18 protein-coding genes, 4 tRNA genes and 1 riboswitch are annotated in these 22,673 nt (G+C 61.0%); of the genes, 19 read left to right on the top strand and 3 right to left on the bottom strand.

Features of this window, described 5'->3' with window-relative positions; translation table 11 throughout:
• Positions 1 to 111: 111 nt before the first annotated feature.
• The 8 genes from argR to astE all read left to right on the top strand — a co-directional run bounded on the left by argR (position 112) and on the right by astE (position 9,334).
• On the top strand, positions 112 to 1,092 hold the full coding sequence (argR, locus tag FGE05_RS20700; protein WP_139647831.1) for a transcriptional regulator ArgR: 981 nt from the start codon (positions 112 to 114) through the stop codon (positions 1,090 to 1,092).
• A 377-nt stretch (positions 1,093 to 1,469) separates the two neighbouring features.
• Complete coding sequence (locus tag FGE05_RS20710) at positions 1,470 to 2,690, top strand: aspartate aminotransferase family protein (RefSeq protein WP_139647832.1); 1,221 nt, start codon at positions 1,470 to 1,472, stop codon at positions 2,688 to 2,690.
• A gap of 190 nt (positions 2,691 to 2,880) precedes the next feature.
• On the top strand, positions 2,881 to 3,900 hold the full coding sequence (gene aruF, locus FGE05_RS20715; RefSeq protein ID WP_139647833.1) for an arginine/ornithine succinyltransferase subunit alpha: 1,020 nt from the start codon (positions 2,881 to 2,883) through the stop codon (positions 3,898 to 3,900).
• Between the two features lie 46 nt (positions 3,901 to 3,946).
• Positions 3,947 to 4,972, top strand: coding sequence for an arginine N-succinyltransferase (gene astA, locus FGE05_RS20720; protein ID WP_041023505.1), 1,026 nt, complete (start codon positions 3,947 to 3,949; stop codon positions 4,970 to 4,972).
• A complete protein-coding gene (astD, locus tag FGE05_RS20725; protein ID WP_175384715.1) occupies positions 4,969 to 6,438 on the top strand; it encodes a succinylglutamate-semialdehyde dehydrogenase in 1,470 nt (489 codons plus the stop codon). Before astA ends, astD begins: the two co-directional genes overlap by 4 nt.
• Positions 6,439 to 6,610: 172 nt before the next feature.
• On the top strand, positions 6,611 to 7,957 hold the full coding sequence (gene astB / locus FGE05_RS20730) for an N-succinylarginine dihydrolase (protein WP_139647834.1): 1,347 nt from the start codon (positions 6,611 to 6,613) through the stop codon (positions 7,955 to 7,957).
• Positions 7,958 to 8,026: 69 nt separating this feature from the next.
• Positions 8,027 to 8,314: a hypothetical protein gene (locus FGE05_RS20735; RefSeq protein ID WP_024776525.1), complete on the top strand. Its 288-nt coding sequence runs from the start codon at positions 8,027 to 8,029 to the stop codon at positions 8,312 to 8,314.
• Positions 8,315 to 8,326: 12 nt separating this feature from the next.
• On the top strand, positions 8,327 to 9,334 hold the full coding sequence (gene astE, locus FGE05_RS20740; RefSeq protein WP_139647835.1) for a succinylglutamate desuccinylase: 1,008 nt from the start codon (positions 8,327 to 8,329) through the stop codon (positions 9,332 to 9,334).
• A 55-nt stretch (positions 9,335 to 9,389) separates the two neighbouring features.
• On the opposite strand, the gene FGE05_RS20745 is transcribed toward astE, so the two are convergent.
• Positions 9,390 to 9,896: a 6,7-dimethyl-8-ribityllumazine synthase gene (locus FGE05_RS20745; RefSeq protein ID WP_139647837.1), complete on the bottom strand. Its 507-nt coding sequence runs from the start codon at positions 9,894 to 9,896 to the stop codon at positions 9,390 to 9,392.
• 100 nt (positions 9,897 to 9,996) lie between these two features.
• Positions 9,997 to 10,165: riboswitch (FMN riboswitch) on the bottom strand.
• A 242-nt stretch (positions 10,166 to 10,407) separates the two neighbouring features.
• On the opposite strand from FGE05_RS20745, the gene ltaE reads away from it, so the two are divergent.
• The 7 genes from ltaE to FGE05_RS20780 all read left to right on the top strand — a co-directional run bounded on the left by ltaE (position 10,408) and on the right by FGE05_RS20780 (position 16,371).
• Positions 10,408 to 11,412, top strand: coding sequence for a low-specificity L-threonine aldolase (gene ltaE, locus FGE05_RS20750; RefSeq protein ID WP_139647840.1), 1,005 nt, complete (start codon positions 10,408 to 10,410; stop codon positions 11,410 to 11,412).
• 145 nt (positions 11,413 to 11,557) lie between these two features.
• On the top strand, positions 11,558 to 14,179 hold the full coding sequence (gene alaS / locus FGE05_RS20755; protein ID WP_139647842.1) for an alanine--tRNA ligase: 2,622 nt from the start codon (positions 11,558 to 11,560) through the stop codon (positions 14,177 to 14,179).
• Positions 14,180 to 14,266: 87 nt separating this feature from the next.
• Positions 14,267 to 15,508 carry an aspartate kinase gene (locus FGE05_RS20760; protein ID WP_139647844.1) on the top strand — a complete coding sequence of 414 codons (1,242 nt, stop codon included), beginning with the start codon at positions 14,267 to 14,269 and terminating at the stop codon, positions 15,506 to 15,508.
• Between the two features lie 187 nt (positions 15,509 to 15,695).
• Positions 15,696 to 15,884, top strand: coding sequence for a carbon storage regulator CsrA (gene csrA / locus FGE05_RS20765; RefSeq protein WP_003178872.1), 189 nt, complete (start codon positions 15,696 to 15,698; stop codon positions 15,882 to 15,884).
• A 62-nt stretch (positions 15,885 to 15,946) separates the two neighbouring features.
• Positions 15,947 to 16,037 (top strand) — tRNA-Ser (locus FGE05_RS20770).
• A gap of 108 nt (positions 16,038 to 16,145) precedes the next feature.
• A tRNA-Arg gene (locus FGE05_RS20775) sits at positions 16,146 to 16,222 on the top strand.
• A 72-nt stretch (positions 16,223 to 16,294) separates the two neighbouring features.
• Positions 16,295 to 16,371 (top strand) — tRNA-Arg (locus FGE05_RS20780).
• A gap of 40 nt (positions 16,372 to 16,411) precedes the next feature.
• Here FGE05_RS20780 and FGE05_RS20785 read toward each other — a convergent pair.
• On the bottom strand, positions 16,412 to 16,915 hold the full coding sequence (locus FGE05_RS20785; RefSeq protein ID WP_139647846.1) for an outer membrane protein assembly factor BamE: 504 nt from the start codon (positions 16,913 to 16,915) through the stop codon (positions 16,412 to 16,414).
• 457 nt (positions 16,916 to 17,372) lie between these two features.
• Between FGE05_RS20785 and mgtE the strand changes: the two genes are divergently transcribed.
• Complete coding sequence (gene mgtE / locus FGE05_RS20790; protein ID WP_041023496.1) at positions 17,373 to 18,815, top strand: magnesium transporter; 1,443 nt, start codon at positions 17,373 to 17,375, stop codon at positions 18,813 to 18,815.
• Between the two features lie 308 nt (positions 18,816 to 19,123).
• Here mgtE and FGE05_RS20795 read toward each other — a convergent pair whose 3' ends face one another.
• Entirely contained in the window at positions 19,124 to 19,450 is a 327-nt protein-coding gene (locus FGE05_RS20795; RefSeq protein WP_047701087.1) for an Arc family DNA-binding protein, read from the bottom strand.
• 530 nt (positions 19,451 to 19,980) lie between these two features.
• Here FGE05_RS20795 and FGE05_RS20800 point away from each other — a divergent pair.
• The 3 genes from FGE05_RS20800 to FGE05_RS20810 all read left to right on the top strand — a co-directional run bounded on the left by FGE05_RS20800 (position 19,981) and on the right by FGE05_RS20810 (position 22,651).
• Positions 19,981 to 20,057 (top strand) — tRNA-Arg (locus FGE05_RS20800).
• Between the two features lie 284 nt (positions 20,058 to 20,341).
• Positions 20,342 to 22,123, top strand: a complete 1,782-nt coding sequence (locus tag FGE05_RS20805; protein WP_139647848.1) for a ShlB/FhaC/HecB family hemolysin secretion/activation protein — start codon at positions 20,342 to 20,344, stop codon at positions 22,121 to 22,123.
• A 9-nt stretch (positions 22,124 to 22,132) separates the two neighbouring features.
• Positions 22,133 to 22,651, top strand: coding sequence for a toxin-activating lysine-acyltransferase (locus tag FGE05_RS20810; RefSeq protein WP_042728505.1), 519 nt, complete (start codon positions 22,133 to 22,135; stop codon positions 22,649 to 22,651).
• Positions 22,652 to 22,673 lie beyond the last annotated feature (22 nt).

The following is a 22,673-nucleotide window of genomic DNA, read 5'->3' on the forward strand; positions in this document are numbered from 1 at the left end:
GCTCCCGTTACGCACCTGATTTGGGTCATGCTGCGCACCACGTGCCAGATGGTCTAATTTGGTTGCAGCCGCTTTTGGCTTTAACACTGTTTTCGTTTCGGATCGCCCGCCATGACTGCCCATCGAATTGGTTTCCTGATTTGGCCCAGCACTAAAGCCTTGACGCTGGCGCTGGCTGAGGAGGCCTTGCGTGTCGCTCAGCGGGTGCATCCGGAAGTGGTCTACGAATTGTCGTTCCTGCAGGCCGAACCGGCGGGCGAGGGGGCCTGGCAGTTACCCGGCGAACCCTGGGCGGGCAAGCTCGAAGGTCTCCAGAAGCTTTTCCTGGTGGCCGATGAGCCCCCGGCTGCGCTGGCCTCCAACCTGAGTAGCGCGCTCAAGCAACTGGTGCGTGCCGGTTGTGTGATTGGTGGCTTGTCGGCAGGGGTCTATCCCCTGGCTCAATTGGGCTTGCTCGACGGTTACCGCGCCGCCGTGCACTGGCGCTGGCAGGATGATTTCTCCGAGCGCTTCCCCAAGGTCATCGCCACCAGCCATTTGTTCGACTGGGATCGCGACCGTCTTACGGCCTGCGGTGGCATGTCGGTGCTCGACCTGCTGCTGGCGGTGCTGTCGCGTGATCACGGTGCGGAACTGGCTGGGGCGGTGTCGGAAGAGCTGGTGGTCGAGCGCATCCGTGAGGGCGGCGAGCGCCAGCGCATTCCGCTGCAGAATCGTCTCGGCTCCAGCCATCCGAAGCTCACCCAGGCGGTGCTGCTGATGGAGGCCAACATTGAAGAACCGTTGACCACTGACGAAATCGCCCAGCATGTGTGCGTATCCCGCCGGCAACTGGAGCGGATCTTCAAGCAATACCTCAACCGCGTGCCGAGCCAGTACTACCTGGAACTGCGCCTGAACAAGGCCCGGCAGATGCTGATGCAGACCAGCAAATCCATCATCCAGATCGGCTTGTCCTGTGGTTTCTCCTCGGGGCCGCACTTCTCCAGCGCCTACCGCAACTTCTTCGGCGCCACGCCGCGGGAAGATCGCAACCAGCGACGCAGCAGCAGCCCGTTCGAATTGTCGTCGGTGCCGGCCGAGCGCGGTTAGGCAGCTCCCGCCGGAGGGCAGGGGGCGCAAAAGTAGGGCGGTCTACGCAAAACACCTGTGGGAGCGAGCCTGCTCGCGATGGCGTCGGTTCAGTTGGCATCGATGTCGACTGACATTGCGCTATCGCGAGCAGGCTCGCTCCCACAGGTGATCTGTGTCTGGCAATGGAAATGTGGACGTCGACGCCTAAAGTCCCCCGACAACGTTTAAACTGCGCCTTTGCGACGCTATTTGTCGCATTGCCATAAACCCAATGAAAACGGGGGTTGGCGCTATAAGAAGTTGTCGCTTGGCGGCAAGGCCGGGCTGAAAACTGTCCTTACAATCCTCACCAAGCTCGCCATTTCCAGGCGAGTGTTTCTCTTCAGGAGACTCCGATGTCCGTTGAGCAAGCCGCGGTACAACGCGCCGATTTCGACCAGGTAATGGTCCCCAACTATGCGCCTGCTGCCTTCATCCCCGTGCGTGGCGCCGGTTCCCGTGTGTGGGACCAGTCCGGCCGCGAGTTGATCGATTTCGCCGGCGGTATCGCAGTCAACGTGTTGGGCCACGCCCACCCGGCGCTGGTTGGCGCGCTCACCGAGCAGGCCAACAAACTGTGGCATGTCTCCAACGTATTCACCAACGAACCAGCGCTGCGCCTGGCCCATAAACTGGTCAACGCGACATTCGCCGAGCGTGCGTTCTTCTGCAACTCCGGCGCCGAAGCCAACGAGGCCGCCTTCAAGCTGGCCCGTCGTGTTGCGTTCGATCGTTTCGGCACGGAAAAGTACGAAATCATCGCCGCGCTCAACAGTTTCCACGGCCGCACGCTGTTCACCGTCAATGTCGGCGGGCAGTCGAAATATTCCGATGGCTTCGGTCCCAAGATCACCGGCATCACCCACGTTCCCTATAACGACCTGGCAGCCCTGAAAGCGGCCATTTCGGACAAGACCTGCGCCGTGGTGCTGGAACCGATCCAGGGCGAAGGCGGCGTGCTGCCGGCCGAGCAAGCCTACCTGCAAGGCGCCCGCGACCTGTGCGATGCGCACAATGCGCTGCTGGTGTTCGACGAAGTACAGACCGGCATGGGCCGCAGCGGCAAACTGTTCGCCTATATGCATTACGGCGTGGTTCCGGACATCCTCACCAGCGCCAAGAGCCTGGGCGGTGGTTTCCCGATCGCGGCGATGCTCACCACCGAAGCGCTGGCCAAGCACCTGGTGGTCGGTACCCACGGCACCACCTACGGCGGCAACCCGCTGGCGTGCGCGGTGGCCGAGGCAGTGATCGATGTGGTCAACACCCCCGAGGTGCTTGACGGCGTCAAGGCCAAGCATCACAAGTTCAAGGCCCGCCTGGAGCAGATCGGCGAGAAGTATGGCCTGTTCACCCAGGTACGCGGTCTGGGCCTGTTGATCGGCTGCGTGCTGAGCGACGCCTGGAAAGGCAAGGCCAAGGACATTTTCAACGCCGCCGAACAGGAAGGCCTGATGATCCTGCAAGCCGGCCCGGACGTGATCCGTTTCGCCCCGAGCCTGGTGGTGGAAGACGCCGACATCGACGCCGGCCTGGACCGTTTCGAGAAGGCCGCGGCGAAGCTGACCCAAGCCTGATTCTGAAAACTGGCTCCATGGGAGCCAGGTTCCTGTGGGAGCTGAGCTTGCTCGCGATGGGATCGCCTCGTTGTGAAAGGTGAAGCCCAGTGTCTGCATCGCGAGCAAGCTTTGCTCCCACATGAAGCCGTTTTTTTCTTTGTGTCGACCTTTTGGTCGAACCCTTTATTTCAAGTTAAGGAGTGACACCATGCTGGTGATGCGCCCCGCGCAAATGGCGGATCTGGGCGAGGTACAGCGTCTGGCTGCGGACAGTCCGATCGGTGTCACTTCCTTGCCGGATGACGTGGAACGCTTGAGCGACAAGATCGCCGCGAGCGAAGCCTCGTTTGCCGCCGAAGTCAGTTTCAACGGTGAAGAAAGCTATTTCTTCGTCCTTGAAGACACGGCCACCGGCAAGCTGGTGGGCTGTTCGGCCATCGTCGCGTCGGCCGGTTATTCCGAGCCGTTCTACAGTTTTCGCAACGAGACGTTCGTCCATGCCTCCCGTGAGCTGAAGATTCACAACAAGATCCACGTGCTTTCCCAGTGCCACGACCTGACCGGCAACAGCCTGCTGACCAGTTTCTATGTGGTCCGGGACCTGGTGGGAACGCCGTGGGCGGAACTCAATTCCCGCGGGCGCCTGCTGTTCGTCGCCAGCCATCCGGAGCGGTTCGCCGATTCGGTGGTGACCGAGATCGTCGGCTACAGCGATGAAAATGGCGACTCGCCGTTCTGGGACGCCATTGGTCGCAACTTCTTCGACCTCAACTACGCCGCCGCCGAGCGCCTGTGTGGGTTGAAGAGCCGTACCTTCCTCGCCGAATTGATGCCCCATTACCCGATCTACGTGCCACTGCTGCCGGACGCCGCTCAGGAAGCCATGGGGCAGGTCCATCAGCGTGCGCAGATCACCTTCGACATCCTGATGCGCGAAGGCTTCGAGACTGATCATTACATCGACATCTTCGATGGCGGCCCGACCCTGCATGCCCGCGTCTCGGGGATTCGCTCGATTGCCCAGAGCCGCGTGGTGCCGGTCAAGCTCGGCGAGCCGGTCAAGGGTGCCGGCCGGCAATACCTGGTGGCCAATGCCCAGTTGCAGGATTACCGCGCGGTGTTGCTCGAGCTCGATTACGCGCCGGGTAAACCGGTGACCCTGGACATGGAAGCGGCCGAGGCCCTGGGCGTTGGCGAAGGCGCCAGCGTGCGCCTGGTGGCGGTTTAAGTCTGAGTTTCGCGGGTGGCATGAGCGGCCCGTCTGAGGAGATAGCATGATCGTTCGTCCCGTACGCAGCAGCGATTTACCCGCTCTGATCGCCCTGGCCCGCAGCACCGGCACCGGCCTGACCACCTTGCCGGCCAACGAAGAGCGCCTGGCCCATCGGGTTGGCTGGGCCGAGAAGACCTTTCGCGGCGAAGCCGGGCGTGGCGATGCGGACTACCTGTTCGTGCTCGAAAACGATGATGGCCAAGTGGTAGGCATCTCCGCCATCGCTGGCGCCGTGGGCCTGCGTGAGCCCTGGTACAACTTCCGCGTGGGCCTGACGGTGAGCGCTTCCCAGGAGCTGAACATCTACCGGGAAATCCCGACGCTGTTCCTGGCCAACGACCTGACCGGCAATTCCGAGCTGTGTTCGCTGTTCCTGCATGCCGATTACCGCAATGGCCTCAATGGCCGCATGCTGGCCAAGGCGCGGTTGCTGTTCATTGCCGAATACCCGCAGTTGTTCGGCAACAAGATCATTGCCGAGATGCGCGGCATGTCCGACGACACCGGCCGTTCGCCTTTCTGGGAAAGCCTGGGCCGGCACTTCTTCAAGATGGAATTCAGCCAGGCCGATTACCTGACCGGGGTCGGCAACAAGGCGTTCATCGCCGAACTGATGCCCAAGTTTCCGCTGTATACCTGTTTCCTGTCCGAGGATGCCCGCGCCGTGATCGCCCAGGTTCATCCGGACACCGAGCCGGCCTTGTCGATGCTCAAGAGCGAAGGGTTCAACTATCAAGGCTACGTCGACATCTTCGATGCCGGCCCGGCCGTGGAATGCGAAACCGCTAAGATCCGTGCTGTCCGTGACAGCCAGGCCCTGGTGCTGGCCATCGGTACGCCGGGCGACGACGCCACGCCGTTCCTCATCCATAACCGCAAGTGCCTGGATTGCCGCATCACGGCGGCACCGGCGCGCTTCGCCTCGGGCACCCTGGTGGTCGATCCGTTGACCGCCAAACGTCTTCAACTCAATGCCGGCGATCAAGTGCGCGCCGTTGCGTTGTCTGCTGCTCGGGAGTCGAAATGATGAACTCGCTGTATATCGCGGGAAGCTGGCTGGAAGGCCAGGGCGACATGTTTGAGTCGTTGAACCCGGTGACCCAGCAAGTGCTGTGGTCGGGCAAGGGCGCCACGGCCGCGCAGGTCGAGTCGGCGGTGCAGGCTGCGCGTCAGGCGTTCCCGGACTGGGCCCGGCGTTCCCTGGATGAACGCATTCAGGTGCTGGATGCCTTTGCCGCGGCGCTGAAGAGCCACGCTGACGAACTGGCCCACTGCATCGGCGAGGAAACCGGCAAGCCGTTGTGGGAAGCGGCCACCGAAGTCACCAGCATGATCAACAAGGTCGCCATCTCGGTGCAGAGCTACCGCGAGCGGACCGGCGAGAAGAGCGGCCCCCTGGGCGACGCCACTGCGGTCCTGCGGCATAAGCCCCACGGTGTGGTGGCGGTATTCGGCCCTTACAACTTCCCTGGCCACTTGCCCAACGGCCACATCGTGCCGGCGCTGCTGGCAGGTAACTGTGTGCTGTTCAAACCGAGCGAGCTGACCCCGAAAGTCGCCGAGCTGACGGTCAGGTGCTGGGTCGAAGCCGGTTTGCCGGCGGGTGTGCTGAACCTGTTGCAAGGCGCACGGGAAACCGGCATCGCCCTGGCGGCGAATCCGGGCATCGACGGGCTGTTCTTCACCGGCTCCAGCCGCACCGGCAATCTGCTGCATCAACAATTCTCCGGTCGCCCGGACAAGATCCTGGCGCTGGAAATGGGCGGTAACAATCCGCTGGTGGTGGACGAAGTGGCGGACGTCGATGCGGCGGTCTACACCATCATCCAATCGGCATTCATTTCCGCCGGCCAGCGCTGCACCTGCGCGCGCCGGTTGCTGGTCCCGGAAGGGGCGTGGGGCGATGCCCTGCTGGCGCGCCTGGTGGCGGTCAGCTCTGCGATTGAAGTCGGTGCTTTCGACCAGCAACCGGCGCCGTTCATGGGCTCGGTGGTTTCCCTGGGCGCGGCGAAAGCCTTGATGGACGCACAGAATCACCTGTTGGGCCTCGGCGCCGTGGCGCTGCTGACGATGACTCAGCCACAGCCTCAGGCCGCGTTGCTGACGCCAGGGATTCTCGATGTGACGGCGGTGGCCGAACGTCCAGACGAAGAGCTGTTCGGGCCATTGCTGCAAGTGATCCGCTACGCGGATTTCCCAGCGGCCATCGCCGAGGCCAACAACACCCAATACGGCCTGGCCGCCGGCTTGTTGTCCGACTCCCAGGAGCGCTACCAGCAGTTCTGGCTGCAAAGCCGTGCCGGTATCGTCAATTGGAACAAACAGTTGACCGGCGCTGCCAGCAGCGCGCCGTTCGGCGGCGTCGGTGCTTCTGGCAACCATCGCGCCAGCGCCTATTACGCGGCTGACTATTGCGCGTACCCGGTGGCGTCCCTGGAGACGCCAAGCCTTGTCATGCCAGCCAGTCTCACGCCGGGTGTGCGAATGGTATGAATCCATCGCGGGCAAGCCTTGCTCCCACAGGTTCCATGCCGTCCCTGGGGGAACTGACCTTGGCCCACAGGCTTTGTATGAATCCCCTGTGGGAGCAAGGCTTGCCCGCGATGGCCGCGCCGCAGTTGCTACTTGATGCCTATAAAAAACAGATCCTCGTGGAGCCTCGCTGATGAAATCCTTTGAAGTCAACTTTGACGGTCTAGTGGGGCCGACCCATAACTACGGCGGGCTCTCGTACGGCAACGTCGCGTCCCAGAGCAACAGTCAGGCGTGCTCCAACCCCAAGGAAGCGGCGTTGCAGGGCCTGGCGAAAATGAAAGCGCTGATGGACATGGGCTTCCAGCAAGGTGTGCTGGCGCCACAGGAGCGTCCAGACGTGGCAGCCCTGCGCCGGTTGGGTTTTGCCGGCAGCGACGCCGAGGTCATCCAGCAGGCCGCGAAAGAAGCGATGCCGCTGCTGGTCGCCAGTTGCTCGGCCTCCAGCATGTGGGTGGCGAATGCCGCCACCGTCAGCCCGAGTGCCGACACCGCTGACGGCCGCGTGCATTTCACCGCCGCCAACCTGAACTGCAAGTACCATCGCAGCATCGAGCACCCGACCACCAGTCGCGTACTGGGGGCGATGTTTGCCGATCAACAGCACTTCGCCCATCACGCCGCGTTGCCCGCGGTGGCACAGTTCGGCGACGAAGGGGCGGCCAACCACACCCGTTTCTGCCGCAGCTACGGTGAGGCAGGTGTCGAATTCTTTGTGTTCGGTCGCAGTGCTTTCGACACCCGTTACCCGGCGCCGCAGAAATACCCGGCTCGCCAGACCCTCGAAGCGTCCCGCGCGGTCGTCCGTTTGCATGGCCTGCGGGAAGAGGGCGTGGTGTACGCCCAGCAGAACCCGTCGGTGATCGACCAGGGCGTGTTTCACAACGACGTGATCGCGGTCGGCAATGGCGAGGTGTTGTTCTATCACGAGGACGCGTTTCTCGAGACCGACCGGATGCTGGCCGAACTGAGCAGCAAACTCGCCAAGGTCGGTGGGACCTTTCAGTCGGTGTGCGTGCCGCGCTCCGCAGTCAGCGTCGATGACGCGGTACGTTCCTACCTGTTCAATAGCCAGCTGCTGTCGCGTCCCGACGGCTCGATGCTGTTGATCGTGCCGGAAGAGTGCCGCAGCAATCCGCGCGTTTGGCAATACCTGCAAGGCCTGACGGGTTCTGGTGGGGTGATTCGCGAAGTGAAGGTCTTCGACCTCAAGCAGAGCATGCAGAACGGTGGCGGCCCGGCTTGTCTGAGGTTGCGCGTGGCGCTCAATGAAACCGAGCTGGCGGCCGTCAACCCAGGGGTTATCATGACGGCGCCGCTGTACGATTCGCTGACCCAGTGGGTCGAGCGGCATTACCGCGACCGTATGACCGAAAGCGACCTGGCGGACCCGCAATTGCTGCTCGAATGCCGGTCGGCACTGGATGAATTGACACAAATCCTTAAACTTGGCGCGGTCTATCCTTTCCAGATCAATTGAAAGCGCGCGCGACCTGACTACAGTCAAAGCAGGGCGCGTGGCCTTATCTCCAGACGAGAACGTAAAAACATGAGCGATGCACTGCAGCTGATTCTTGAAGACACCGACGGCACCCAACTGGAAACCTCTTGCACCCGCGTGGCGGTGATGTGGCAGGGCAAGGAGTTGTGGATCCAGCAGGACGGCCGCGGTCAGCTGCTGATCGGCGTGGACGTCGAGGAAGGGGATGAGGAATACGCCAACCTGTTGTTGCGTCCGCTGGCAACCAACCTGGTCAGCCTGCAGCTGGAAATGGAACCGGCCGACCTTGGCGACGACGACCATGTCCATGGCCCGGATTGCGGCCACGACCATTAAGGAAACCGCGCTATGCTCGCCCTCGGCAAACTGCTTGAACTGACCCTCGCCGGCCGTGAACCGGCGGAGAAGACTCAACTGACTGTCGAAGGCGTACGGATGCGCTGGTTGAGCGAGGGCGCGCTGGAGGTCAAGCCGCCCGAAGCCCGGGATAATGGCCTGGACCTGCTGTTATCGGCGGGGATCCACGGTAACGAAACCGCGCCAATCGAATTGCTCGACCGCCTGCTGCATGACATCGCCCGTGGAGACGTGAAGCCTCGGGCACGCATTCTGTTCCTGTTCGGCAATCCCGAAGCCATCCGCCGCGGTGAGCGTTTCGTCGAACAGGACGTCAACCGGCTGTTCAATGGCCGTCATGAACTCAGCGGTGGCCCGGAAGCGCTGCGGGCTTGCGAGCTGGAGCGGCTGGCCGCCAGCTTCTTCAACCGGCCAGAGCGCAGTCGCTTGCATTACGACCTGCACACGGCCATCCGTGGCTCGAAGATCGAGCAGTTCGCCCTGTACCCCTGGAAGGAAGGTCGCCAGCATTCACGTCGTGAACTGGCCCGCCTGCGTGCGGCGGGTATGGAAGCCGTGTTGCTGCAGAACAAGCCGTCCATCGTCTTCAGTGCCTACACCTACGACCAGCTCGGCGCAGAATCCTTCACCTTGGAACTGGGCAAGGCGCGGCCGTTCGGGGAGAACGAAGGCGTCAATGTCAGCCTGCTGGAAACCCGCCTGAAGCAGATCATCGAAGGTAACGAGCCTGAGCTGGACGACGGGCTGGATGGCCTCCAGCTGTTCAGCGTGGCCCGGGAGATCATCAAGCACAGCGACAGCTTCCGCCTGAACCTGCCGGCGGACATCGAGAATTTTTCGGAGCTGGGAAAAGGCTACGTGCTGGCCGAAGACATTGCCCAGACCCGTTGGGTGATCGAAGAAGAGGGCGCGCGGATCATCTTCCCGAATCCCAAGGTGAAGAATGGCTTGCGGGCGGGCATCCTGATTGTGCCGGCCACCGGCGAAAACCTGGCCTGAACCAACACCGAACCCTTGTGGGAGCGAGCAAGCCCGCTCCCACAGGAGGATGTGTTTAGACGGCTAAGGCGCGCTGTTCGCTACGGCGTAGCGCCCGGGTCTTGTGCAAGGTGTCAGCGCAGGTCTTCGCCGCTTCCTGGCCCTTGTGCACGAAATGCTCGAAGAAAAACTTCTGGTGCTCTTCCCCGGCATGGAAGTGGTGCGGCGTGAGCACCACCGAGAACACCGGCACCTCGGTTTCCAGCTGTACCTGCATCAGGCCGCTGATCACCGATTGGGCGACGAATTCATGCCGGTAGATGCCGCCATCCACCACCAGGCCGGCGGCGACGATGCCAGCGTAGCGGCCGGATTTGGCCAGCAGCTTGGCGTGCAGCGGGATCTCGAAGGCGCCACCGACTTCGAAGAGGTCGATGTCACTTTCCTGATAACCCTGGTTGATCATTTCCGCGACGAAGCCGTTACGGCTCTGGTCGACAATTTCCTTGTGCCAGCAGGCCTGGATGAACGCAATGCGCTCGCCCGGATGTTTGATTTTGCTGTCGATTGCAGTGGGTTGCATGTTCTGGTTCCTGTTTGTGTGAAAAACAGGGCGTCATGAATCGAAGGGGAGTCGAGGATGCGCCGCGCACAAACAGCCGCAAGCGGTCCTTGGGTGCCGATCCCGTTCTCTCTTCATCCGGACTATGACCGTCGGCCCCGGGATCACACCGGGTCTGCTGACCTTGCCGCCGCACCGCAAAAAGCCGTGCCTCGCCAAGCGCTCGCGGGCTATGCACCTTGCGTGCAATTACCGCCGGTGGGGAATTACACCCCGCCCTGAGAACGTTTTTGCCGCTACGCTGTGTGGCGGCGCAGGATTTTTAACACATAACCCCCTGTGGGAGCGAGCCTGCTCGCGATGGCGGTCGTACATCCAGCATCGCTGCAAGCTGAACCACCGCTATCGCGAGCAGGCTCGCTCCCACAGGGTGTGTCTTTTCCTTCTGGCGGTCTTGATTATTCGTCGCCGTGACCGCAGTAATTGCCATTCGAAAGGGAATTCCCCCGCACCCACACCCGAGGCCCGATTCATGAGCGTTATAGACCTTCGCAGCGACACGGTCACCCAACCTTCCGCCGCCATGCTGGATGCCATGGCCGGCGCGCCGACCGGCGACGATGTGTATGGCGAGGATCCGACGGTCAATCGTCTCGAAGCCGAGCTCGCCGGACGCCTGGGGTTCGCGGCGGGGCTGTTCGTGCCCAGCGGCACCATGAGCAACCTGCTGGGGTTGATGGCTCACTGCGAGCGTGGCGATGAATACATCGTCGGCCAGCAGGCCCACACCTACAAATACGAAGGCGGTGGCGCGGCAGTGCTCGGTTCGATCCAGCCCCAACCCCTCGAGGTGCAGGCGGATGGCTCCCTGGACCTGGCGCAGGTCGCCGCGGCGATCAAGCCGGATGACTTCCATTTTGCCCGCACCCGTCTGCTGGCCCTGGAAAACACCATGCAAGGCAAGGTGCTGCCGCTGGAGTACCTGGCCCATGCCCGGCGTTTCACCCAGGAACACGGCCTGGCGCTGCACCTGGACGGGGCGCGGTTGTACAACGCGGTGGTCAAGCTCAATGTCGATGCGCGGGAGATCACCCAGCACTTCGACTCGGTGTCGGTGTGCCTGTCCAAAGGCCTGGGCGCGCCGATCGGTTCGGTTCTGTGCGGCAGCGTCGGATTGATCGACAAGGCGCGCCGGCTGCGCAAGATGGTCGGCGGTGGCATGCGCCAGGCCGGAATTCTGGCGGCAGCGGGGCTTTATGCCCTCGATCATCAGGTCCAGCGCCTGGCCGACGACCACGCCAATGCCCGGCGTCTTGCCGAAGGGTTGCAGGCGGCGGGTTATGAGGTCGAGCCGGTGCAGACCAACATGGTCTATGTGCAAATGGGCGAGCGGGCCGAGGCGATCAAGGCATTTGCCGCTGAGCGAGGCATCAAACTCGTAGCCGCACCGCGCCTGCGGATGGTGACCCACCTGGACGTCAGCGCTGCGCAAATCGACCGGGTGATCGCCACTTTCGTCGAATTTTCCGGCAACTGATCGCCCAAGCGGCCCAATTGACAGTTTCTATCGCATAACACGCTGTACCCCAAGCGCAGGGCCGATATAATGCGGCCCTTTGCCGTTGCTTCGTCTGTTGACGTTTTGCACAGGCCTTTGGCCGCAGCCTCCGTGGAAGAACCTAATGAAAAGCGCAGAAATCCGTGAAGCCTTCCTTCGCTTCTTCGAAGAGCAAGGCCACACCCGAGTAGCCTCCAGCTCTTTGATCCCGAGCAATGATCCGACCCTGCTGTTCACCAACGCGGGGATGAACCAGTTCAAGGACTGCTTCCTGGGCCAGGAGAAACGTGCCTATACCCGCGCGGTGAGCAGCCAGAAATGCGTGCGTGCCGGCGGCAAGCACAACGACCTGGAAAACGTCGGTTATACCGCTCGTCACCACACGTTCTTCGAAATGCTGGGTAACTTCAGCTTCGGCGACTATTTCAAGCGCGACGCCATCACCTTCGCCTGGACCTTCCTGACCTCCGACAAGTGGCTGAACCTGCCCAAGGAGAAACTCTGGGTAACGGTCTACGCCACCGATGACGAAGCCTATGACATCTGGACCAAAGAGGTCGGTGTCCCGGCCGAGCGCATGGTGCGCATCGGCGACAACAAGGGCGCGCCTTACGCCTCCGACAACTTCTGGACCATGGGCGATACCGGCCCGTGCGGCCCTTGCACCGAGATATTCTACGATCACGGCGCCGATATCTGGGGTGGTCCACCCGGCTCGCCGGAAGAAGACGGCGATCGTTACATCGAGATCTGGAACAACGTCTTCATGCAGTTCAACCGCACCGCCGACGGCGTGTTGCATCCGCTGCCGGCACCGTCGGTCGACACCGGCATGGGCCTGGAGCGGATCAGTGCGGTGCTGCAGCATGTTCACTCCAACTACGAAATCGACTTGTTCCAGAGCCTGCTGGACGCTTCGGCCAAGGCCATCGGTTGCACCAACGACAACCAGGCTTCGCTGAAAGTGGTGGCCGACCATATCCGTTCCTGCGGCTTCCTGATTGCCGACGGCGTGCTGCCATCCAATGAAGGCCGTGGCTACGTGCTGCGCCGGATCATTCGTCGCGCCTGCCGTCACGGCAACAAGCTGGGCGCCAAGGGCAGCTTCTTCTATCAGATCGTCGCGGCCCTGGCGGCCGAGATGGGCGACGCCTTCCCGGAACTGAAAACCCAGCAGGCGCATATCGAGCGCGTGCTCAAGGCCGAAGAAGAGCAATTCGCCAAGACCCTGGAGCAGGGCCTGAAGATCCTCGAGCAGGACCTGGCCGAGCTCAAGGGTAACGTGGTACCGGGCGACGTGGTGTTCAAGCTGTACGACACCTACGGTTTTCCGATGGACCTGACCGGCGACATCGCCCGCGAACGCAACCTGACCCTCGATGAAGAAGGGTTCGAGCGTGAGATGGAAGCCCAGCGGGTGCGTGCGCGCTCCGCCAGCGCCTTCGGCATGGACTACAACAGCCTGGTCAAGGTTGACGTGGCCACCGAGTTCACCGGTTATGCCGGCACCACCGGCTCGGCCAAGATCGTGGCTATCTATAAGGACGGCCAATCGGTCGACATCCTGAGCGAAGGCCAGGAAGGCGTGATCGTGCTCGACACGACCCCGTTCTACGCCGAGTCCGGCGGCCAGATCGGTGATAGCGGTTACTTGCAGGCTGGCAGCTCGCGTTTCGACGTGCGCGACACCACCAAGACCGGCGGTGCGTTCCTGCACCACGGCGTGCTGGCTTCGGGCAGCCTGATGATTGCCGCCCCGGTGTCCGCCCATGTCGACGCCGAAGTGCGTCACGCCACTTCGCTGAACCATTCCGCCACGCACTTGCTGCATGCTGCGTTGCGCCAGGTGTTGGGCGAGCATGTCCAGCAGAAGGGGTCGTTGGTGGATAGCCAGCGCCTGCGCTTCGACTTCAGCCACTTCGAAGCCATCAAGCCGGAGCAGCTCAAGGCCCTGGAAGACATCGTCAACGCCGAGATTCGCAAGAACTCCCCGGTGGAAACCGAAGAAACCGACATCGACACCGCCAAGAAGAAAGGCGCGATGGCGTTGTTCGGCGAGAAGTACGGCGACAGCGTACGCGTGCTGAGCATGGGCGATTTCTCGGTGGAACTGTGCGGTGGCATCCACGCCAACCGGACTGGTGACATCGGCCTGCTGAAGATCATCAGTGAAGGCGGTGTGGCCTCCGGCGTGCGCCGTATCGAGGCGGTCACCGGTGCCGCGGCACTGGCGTACCTCAACGCTGCCGAAGAACAACTCAAGGAAGCGGCGAGCCTGATCAAGGGCAGCCGTGACAACCTGATCGACAAGCTGTCGGCAGTGCTGGAGCGCAACCGCCTGCTGGAGAAGCAACTCGAGCAGTTGCAGGCCAAGGCTGCCAGCGCCGCGGGCGACGATCTCTCGGCCCAGGCCGTGGACGTCAAGGGTGTGAAAGTGCTGGCCGTGCGTCTGGACGGTCAGGACGGCAAGGCCCTGCTGGGGCTGGTCGATCAGCTGAAAAACAAACTCGGCCGCGCAGTGATCCTGCTCGGCAGTGTCCATGAGGAAAAGGTCGTTCTCGTCGCAGGCGTGACCAAGGACCTGACCGGCCAACTCAAAGCCGGTGATTTGATGAAGCAGGCCGCTGCGGCAGTGGGCGGCAAGGGCGGTGGTCGTCCGGACATGGCGCAAGGCGGCGGTACCGACGTTGGCGCACTGGACGCAGCACTGGCCCAGACTGTTGCATTTGTAGAACAGGGTATTTAAGGCGGTGCTTCGGGCTCGCGGTCTAGTCGCGGGCCCGACCGCCGTAGTAACTATTGGGCGCCCTTCATGGGCAGAGGCGGCTTTGAAATGGCTTTGATCGTACAGAAATTTGGAGGCACCTCGGTCGGCACTGTCGAGAGAATCGAACAAGTTGCCGACAAGGTTAAGAAATTCCGTGATGCGGGCGATGACCTGGTGGTTGTGCTGTCGGCAATGAGCGGCGAAACCAACCGTCTGATCGATCTGGCCAAGCAAATCAGCGGCGAGCAGCAGCCGGTTCCTCGTGAACTGGATGTGATCGTGTCCACTGGCGAGCAGGTGACTATCGCCTTGCTGGCCATGGCGCTGATGAAGCGTGGCGTGCCGGCGGTGTCCTACACCGGCAACCAGGTGCGTATCCTGACGGACAGCGCGCACAACAAGGCGCGTATCCTGCAGATCGACGATCAGAAGATCCGCGGTGACCTGAAGGCCGGCCGCGTTGTGGTGGTCGCCGGTTTCCAGGGCGTGGACGAGCACGGCAACATCACCACCCTCGGTCGCGGCGGTTCCGACACCACCGGTGTTGCGCTGGCGGCGGCTCTCAAGGCTGATGAGTGCCAGATCTACACTGATGTGGATGGCGTCTACACCACCGATCCGCGAGTGGTTCCCGTGGCTCAGCGCCTGGATAAGATCACCTTCGAAGAGATGCTGGAAATGGCCAGTCTCGGCTCGAAGGTGCTGCAGATCCGTGCGGTCGAATTCGCTGGCAAGTACAACGTTCCGCTGCGCGTCCTGCACAGCTTCAAAGAGGGTCCGGGCACCCTCATTACTATTGATGAAGAGGAATCCATGGAACAGCCGATCATTTCCGGCATCGCCTTCAACCGCGATGAAGCCAAGCTGACCATCCGTGGCGTGCCAGACACCCCCGGCGTGGCCTTCAAGATTCTCGGCCCGATCAGTGCCGCGAACATCGAAGTCGACATGATCGTGCAGAACGTCGCGCACGATAACACCACCGACTTCACCTTCACCGTGCACCGCAACGACTACCAGGCCGCTGAAGCGGTGCTGAACAAGACCGCAGCCGAAATCGGTGCCCGGGAAGTGGTGGGGGACACCAAGATCGCCAAGGTTTCGATCGTCGGCGTCGGCATGCGCTCCCACGCAGGCGTGGCCAGCCGGATGTTCGAAGCCCTGGCCAAGGAAAGCATCAACATCCAGATGATCTCGACGTCGGAAATCAAGGTTTCCGTGGTGATTGAAGAGAAGTACCTGGAACTGGCCGTGCGCGCCCTGCACACGGCTTTCGAGCTCGACGCCGCCGCCCGACAGGGCGAATAAGGCGTTGTCCCAAGGGCGCGGTTTTACCGCGCCCTTTTGTTTTTTTGAATGGCGCGTCTCAAAACTGTTCTTTTGCTCGCGCTGGTCAATACTGAGGCCTGTAGGCTGCGACCGTTGCGGTTGCAGGTCCGACGTCCTTGTTTTGCAGACTTGTAGTCCCTGAACTGAATTGCGTGAGGAGAAAGGTATGCTGATTCTGACTCGTCGGTGCGCAGAGAGCCTGATTATTGGCGATGGCGAAATCACCGTGACCGTGCTCGGCGTCAAAGGAAACCAAGTGCGTATTGGCGTCAATGCCCCGAAAGAGGTCGCGGTGCACCGGGAGGAAATTTACCTGCGTATCAAGAAAGAGAAGGACGACGAACCAAGCCATTAATTTTTATCGATTTTTATGTTTGCAAACGGGGAGGAAGGTGGTTAATATACGCCCCGTGTTGCGGAGAGCTGGCCGAGTGGCCGAAGGCGCTCCCCTGCTAAGGGAGTACACCTCAAAAGGGTGTCGGGGGTTCGAATCCCCCGTTCTCCGCCATTATTCATGTAGTGCGTTGTAATCTGGCTTGTTCGGTAAGTTGTTGAAATTACTAGAAAAAAGCGCTTTACAAAAAGATTCGACGACCTATAATGCGCGGCAACACATGCACTCGTAGCTCAGCTGGATAGAGTACTCGGCTACGAACCGAGCGGTCACAGGTTCGAATCCTGTCGAGTGCACCATTTAAGAGTCGTTTGCAGCAATGCAAATAACTTGGCTTCAACCAGTTGTGATCTGGTATAAAACCACAACCTGCACTCGTAGCTCAGCTGGATAGAGTACTCGGCTACGAACCGAGCGGTCACAGGTTCGAATCCTGTCGAGTGCACCATATATCAAAAAGCCCGCGTTTAACGCGGGCTTTTTGTTGTCTACGATTTGCCTTTCACACAGCCTTTCTCATCGAACACGACCTCTGCGCTGCGACCGTTTCTCGCTTTATAGGTGTAGCGGGTGCTCGAATTCCTGATCCTGATTGAATCGGGTTTGCCGAGGGCGCTTTCCACGTCCTGCTGGTTCATGCCGGTGACGATTCGCCTGTCCATGATTGCATCACGACGCTGCCCGGGGCTCAGCAGGTTCCCGCAGCGCTCTTCGAGCTGGCCAACGACCGTCGGTTCCCTGCGCTTGGTTTTGTTGCTGGATGTTTGTCGGTGTTCCGCTTCGGGCAGCATAGATTCGCGGGTTGGCTCGGTTGAGCCCGGGCTGTACGGATGGATTCGTTGCAATGACAGATCCTCCCCTGGCCCGCAGCTCAAGGTGGTAAAGGTGACATGCCCTGCGCTGTTTTCGCAGCGATGAACGGTGTGTTCGGTGCCCCATGAGGGCAGGCAGTACAGGGTGGCGAGCAGAAAAATATAGCGATTGAGCGGCATTCGAGCGCCTTCCTTGCGGATGAAAAGGTGGGGGTTGATGCATTCATTACCTGTGGGAGCAAAGCTTGCTCGCGACAGCGGCAGCTCAACCGATTCGCTGTCTGTTGACTGGCTGCAATCGCGAGCAAGCTTTGCTCCCACGGCTCGTGATCGGCTGACTGACCTCAGGGTAGCCGCTCCATTTTTGCCGGGTGGTGTGTTTTCTTTTCAGGATAAAACGTCGTAAATCCACAGGTTCAGCCTGTGTTCAGGTTTGTCTCGCAAGCGCTTGTTCTTGCCATGATTTTTTAACGTTTTAAAACGCCAAGCGGTGTATGATTGCGCCCGTCAGCCCCGCCGGGGCTTTGGAATACTTCCATGGACTTACCCAGTAGTTACTCAAAAGCTCGTTTCACCAATCATGAATTGACTGATTGATCCTTCCGGCGTGCCCCACTGCTGGGAGTGGAGTTCGCCTATGACCGAAGTTGAAGTAAAGAAAACGCAGGAAAGCCTTCAGGACCGTCTCGCGCAAGTCGTTGAGCTGCTGCATCGCCAGCGGGTCGTGGAGGACCTGACGCATCGTCAGGAAGGCCCACATCATGACCGGGTCGAGAACCTGGTCCACCGGCAGAACCTCGTTGAGCTGCAACGCAAGCTTGATGACCTGCACTCCGCCGACGTTGCTTACATCCTTGAAGCCTTGCCACTGGAAGAGCGTCTGACGGTCTGGCAACTGGTCAAGGCTGATCGCGACGGTGACATCCTGCTCGAAGTGTCCGACTCGGTTCGTGAAACCCTGATCGCCGACATGGATGATCACGAGTTGTTGGCGGCGGCCAAGGAAATGGACGCCGACGAGCTCGCCGACCTTGCGCCCGAACTGCCACGGGACGTTGTTCACGAACTGATGGAAACCCTCGACGGCCAGCAGCGTGAGCGCGTGCGCTCGGCGTTGTCCTATGACGAGGAGCAGGTCGGTGCGCTGATGGACTTCGAGATGGTGACGATCCGTGAGGATGTCAGCCTTGAAGTGGTATTGCGCTACCTGCGTCGTCTCAAGGAACTACCGGGGCATACCGACAAGCTCTTTGTGGTCGATTACGACGGCGTGCTCAAAGGCGTGCTGCCGATCAAGCGATTGCTGGTCAACGATCCTGAGAAGCAGGTCGCCGAGGTCATGGCCAGCGATCCGGTGAGTTTTCATCCGGACGAAGACGCCTATGATGCGGCCCAGGCGTTCGAGCGTTATGACTTGATTTCCGCCCCGGTGGTCGACAAGAACGGCAAGCTGATCGGCCGTCTGACCATCGATGAAATGGTCGACTTGATTCGTGAGGAAAGCGAGAGCGAAGTCCTCAACATGGCCGGTCTGCGTGAAGAGGAAGACATCTTCGCCTCGGTCTGGAAATCCCTGCGCAACCGTTGGGCCTGGCTGGCCATCAACCTGATCACGGCGTTTGTCGCCTCCCGGGTCATCGGTTTGTTCGAGGGCTCCATCGAGCGGTTGGTGGCGCTTGCGGCGCTGATGCCTATCGTTGCCGGTATTGGCGGCAACTCCGGCAACCAGACCATCACCATGATCGTTCGTGCCATGGCGCTCGACCAGGTCAGCACCGGCAATACCTCGCGATTGATGCGCAAGGAGCTGGCGGTGGCCCTGATCAACGGCGTGCTGTGGGGCGGAGTGATCGGTGTGGTGGCGTATCTGCTTTATGGCAGTTGGTCATTGGGAGTGGTCATGACGGCCGCGATGACCCTCAACCTGCTGTTGGCGGCATTGATGGGCGTCTTGATCCCCATGACCCTCGCCCGCTTGGGGCGTGACCCGGCCATGGGTGCGAGTGTGATGATTACCGCCATGACCGACAGCGGCGGGTTCTTTATTTTCCTGGGTCTGGCGACCATCTTCCTGCTCTGAGTCGTTGGTCAAAAAAACCGCTTATCTGGTGTAACGCTGTCCACTTAAGGCTTGCCCAGCTCATTGTGGCGAGGGGATTTATCCCCGCTGGGGCGCGCAGCGGCCCTAAAATCAGACTACTCGGTGCATCAGGCAGAGCGAGTCGACTGCTTTGGGGCTACTGCGCAGCCCAGCGGGGATAAATCCCCTCGCCACAACGGCATTACGCTTGTCTGGCGGTTTTTTATGGGGCTCGAAAATACAAGTCGAGCCCAAATCCCAGGCAAAAAAAAGCCAGCGCAAGGCTGGCTTTGGGTATTGCAGTGCGATCAGGACGCGTCGGCGGCCATCTCTGCGTCGTGGGCAATCAGCGAAACGAGGGCGTTCTGCTGACGGTGGGAGAGTTGTCGGAAGCGTTGAAGCAATTCGCGCTCATGGAGTGACAGCTCCGGGCTGTCCAAGCGCATGCTCAATTCTTCACCCAACGCGCCTTCCTGGATAAGGCTTTGCTCGAGGCGCGCGATGATTTCAGAGTTCATGCTGCGGTGATGATTGCGAGCCACCTCGGCAATGCGTTCCCGCATTCCGTCTGGCAGACGTACGACGAACTTGTCAGCCGTACGGCTGGAATAAATTGCCTTTGTCATTGGGCGCATATTTATTTAACCGGTTAGTTCAGGGGAGCGGTTCTCGGGATTGGCCGCAGGATGTCGCATAGGACAAGCACCGTGACCAAATGTTCAACCTGAATTGTTAAGAGGCCCGCATCATGCCTCAAAATTGCCAGATCATTGGCGCCAATTCTGTGACAAATATTGATCCGCGTAAAGGCGTTCTGCCATTACCCTTCATCAAAAATGCGGACTGGTTTGAAAAACCAACAGGTCTGCACGTTGTGACCACCGCATCGTGTCTATGTGCCATACCGTCCGGCGGATAACCGAAACGACAGCAAAGACCGGTGCTGTCCTTGTATTGTATAGGATAGTGGCAATTTGCCGATTTACTAGCAGGGGCGGGCTGGGGAGGATGAGCGGCGTCCCGTTTATCCGTGTCATCGCACGGAGGGGTGGTGAACGGCAGCATTTGCCTACACTTAAAAGGCCTACGGACGACATGACAAACGCCAAGCCGGCCGTTAACATGCACGCCGTCCATCGCACCGCGTTTCTCGTGGTCGACCTGTGTCTCAGTAGCTCAATTGGATAGAGCATCCCCCTCCTAAGGGGAAGGTTGGCAGTTCGAACCTGCCCTGGGACACCACTATTGTCAGCCTGCCTCCCTGTAGCGCATTGCCCCTTCCTCTATTCACATGATCGATTGGCGTTAACCGTCAGCCAGCACGGCCTCCCGCAGCCCGTGCTGTGAACCAGTGCCCATTTTTTCAACCGTGTCACAAACGCGTTTACCGGACGCGAAACTTTCTCCTCTGATGGCAATCTGACCGTCTCGGTACGTTGTAGGAAACTTCCTAATTACGTGCCTTTTTAATGGGCATCAGTGCCGATGCTCACCGTACTCCCGGATTCAAGCCACAAGGATGTGTCATGCGCGCAGCCGCACCTTGCCGAACGCGTCAATCACGCACTGCTCGTCGCCCGGTCGACCGCGCTCGTTCTTCTTCACAAAACGCTCAGCGGCTTGCGCTGCTGTTGCTGGCCGCCTGGACGGTGGGGGCGGGGAGCGTTGCCCAGGCGGCTGGGCCGGAAGAAGAGTTGCTGCGTCAGCGTGAGCGTGAGCGGGTGTTGCGTGATCAGTTGGAGTCCCGGCCGGATGTGCGCCTGCAAGCGGCGCCTGTCGCGGACGGTGCCGATCGCCTGCCCGCCAAGGAAAGCCCATGCTTTGCCATCGACGACATCCGCCTGATCGGCGAGGCGTCGGAAAAATTCCAGTGGGCCTTGCGCGCCGCCAACCCCAAGCATGATCCGGCCATCGGTCGTTGCCTGGGGGGCGCGGGGATCAACCTGACGATGAAGCGCATGCAGAATGCGATCATCGAGGCCGGCTATGTCACCACTCGGGTGCTCGCCGAATCCCAGGACTTGAACAGTGGCGTCCTGGTGTTGACCCTGGTGCCGGGGCGCATTCGCGAGATTCGCTTCCAGGAGGGCACCAGTTCCCGGGCCAATGCCTGGAATGCGATGCCGGCCAATCCGGGCGACCTGCTCAACCTGCGGGACATCGAGCAGGCGCTGGAAAACTTCAAGCGCGTGCCGACCGCCGAAGCCGACATTCAGATTGCACCGGCCCGTGCCGCCGACGCCAAGCCCGGTGAAAGCGACGTGGTGATCGCCTGGACCCAGCAGTTCCCGGCCCGCGTCAGCCTGTCGGTGGACAACTCGGGTAGCAAGACCACCGGTAAGTACCAAGGCAACGTGTCGTTGTCCCTGGACAACCTGCTGTCGCTCAACGATCTGTTCTACGCCAGCGTCAACCACGACCTGGGTGGCGGCGAGTCCGGCCATCGCGGCTCCGACGGCAACACCCTGCATTATTCGCTGCCGTTCGGTTACTGGCAGTTGGGTTTCACCACCAGTGAATACAACTACGAACAGTCCGTCGCTGGCGCCAACCAGACCTATCAGTACCGCGGCGAGAGTCGTAACAACGAACTGCGCCTGTCGCGCCTGCTGTATCGCGATGCCGTTCGCAAGACCACCGCGTGGGGCAGCCTGTGGACGCGTTCGTCGGAGAACTTCATTGACGACACCGAGATCGGCAACCAGAAACGGCGCATGGCCGGCTGGCAACTGGGGCTGAACCATCGCGAGTTCATCGGCGCCTCGATTCTCGACCTGGGCGCCGCCTACCGCCGTGGCACCGGGGCCCATGACGCGCTCAGGGCGCCTGAAGAAGATTTCGACGCGGGCACCTCACGCTCGCAGATCATCACTGCCGACGCCCAGTTGCAGGTGCCGTTCCAGGTCAGTGACCAGCGCCTGCGCTACATCGGCGGCTGGCGTGCGCAATGGAACCGGACGCCGCTGGTGCCCCAGGACCGCTTCTCGATTGGCGGGCGCTACAGCGTGCGGGGCTTCGACGGGGAAAACATTCTGTCCGCCGACCGTGGCTGGACCCTGCGCAACGAGGTCGGCCTGTTTTTGGGGCAGACCGGCCAGGAACTCTACACCGGCATCGACTATGGCGAGGTCAGCGGCCCTTCCAGCGAGTTCCTGATCGGCAAGCGTCTGGCGGGGGCCGTGGTGGGTATACGCGGCGGCTACAAGGGCCTGTCCTATGACTGGTCGTTCGGGACGCCATTGAAGAAGCCCGATGGTTTCGAGACGGCCAACGTGACCAGCGCGTTCACCGTCATCTGGTCATTCTGAGGTGATCCCATGCAGTTCGAGACGCTAGACATCATTGCCCCCGGCTTGATCGACGAGCCCTGGAACGAGGCTGCCGTGTTCGGCTCGGCCACTTGGTTGTGGATGCATTCCAAGGCCCACCGCGATGCGCCGTTGCACAGCTTGCCGACGTTGTTGTTGCCGGCCCTCAAGCATCGTCAGTTCGTGCTCGCCAGCGAACAGGGAAAACCGGTGTTCTACCTGTCCTGGCTCAACCTCGACGCGGCCACCGAGCAACGCTACCTGAGGCAATCGCCACTGACCCTGACAGAGGCCGACTGGAACAGCGGCGAGCGCCTCTGGCTCAACGACTGGGTCGCGCCGTTCGGCCACACCGGCGTGGTCACCCGCCTGCTGCATCGACAGTTGTTCGCCAACCGGTGTGGGCGTGCGCTCTATCACCGAGGCGAGGAGCGCGGCCTGCGGGTCAAGACATTCCAAGGGATCGGTGTCATCCCTGAACAGGCCAAGGCCTGGTTTGCCGCTCACCCGCTGGCAGTCGCACCGTAACGCTAACCCCGAGTTAATTGCG

It is taken from the genome of Pseudomonas sp. ICMP22404 (assembly GCF_006227205.1).
Taxonomy (GTDB): Bacteria; Pseudomonadota; Gammaproteobacteria; order Pseudomonadales; family Pseudomonadaceae; genus Aquipseudomonas.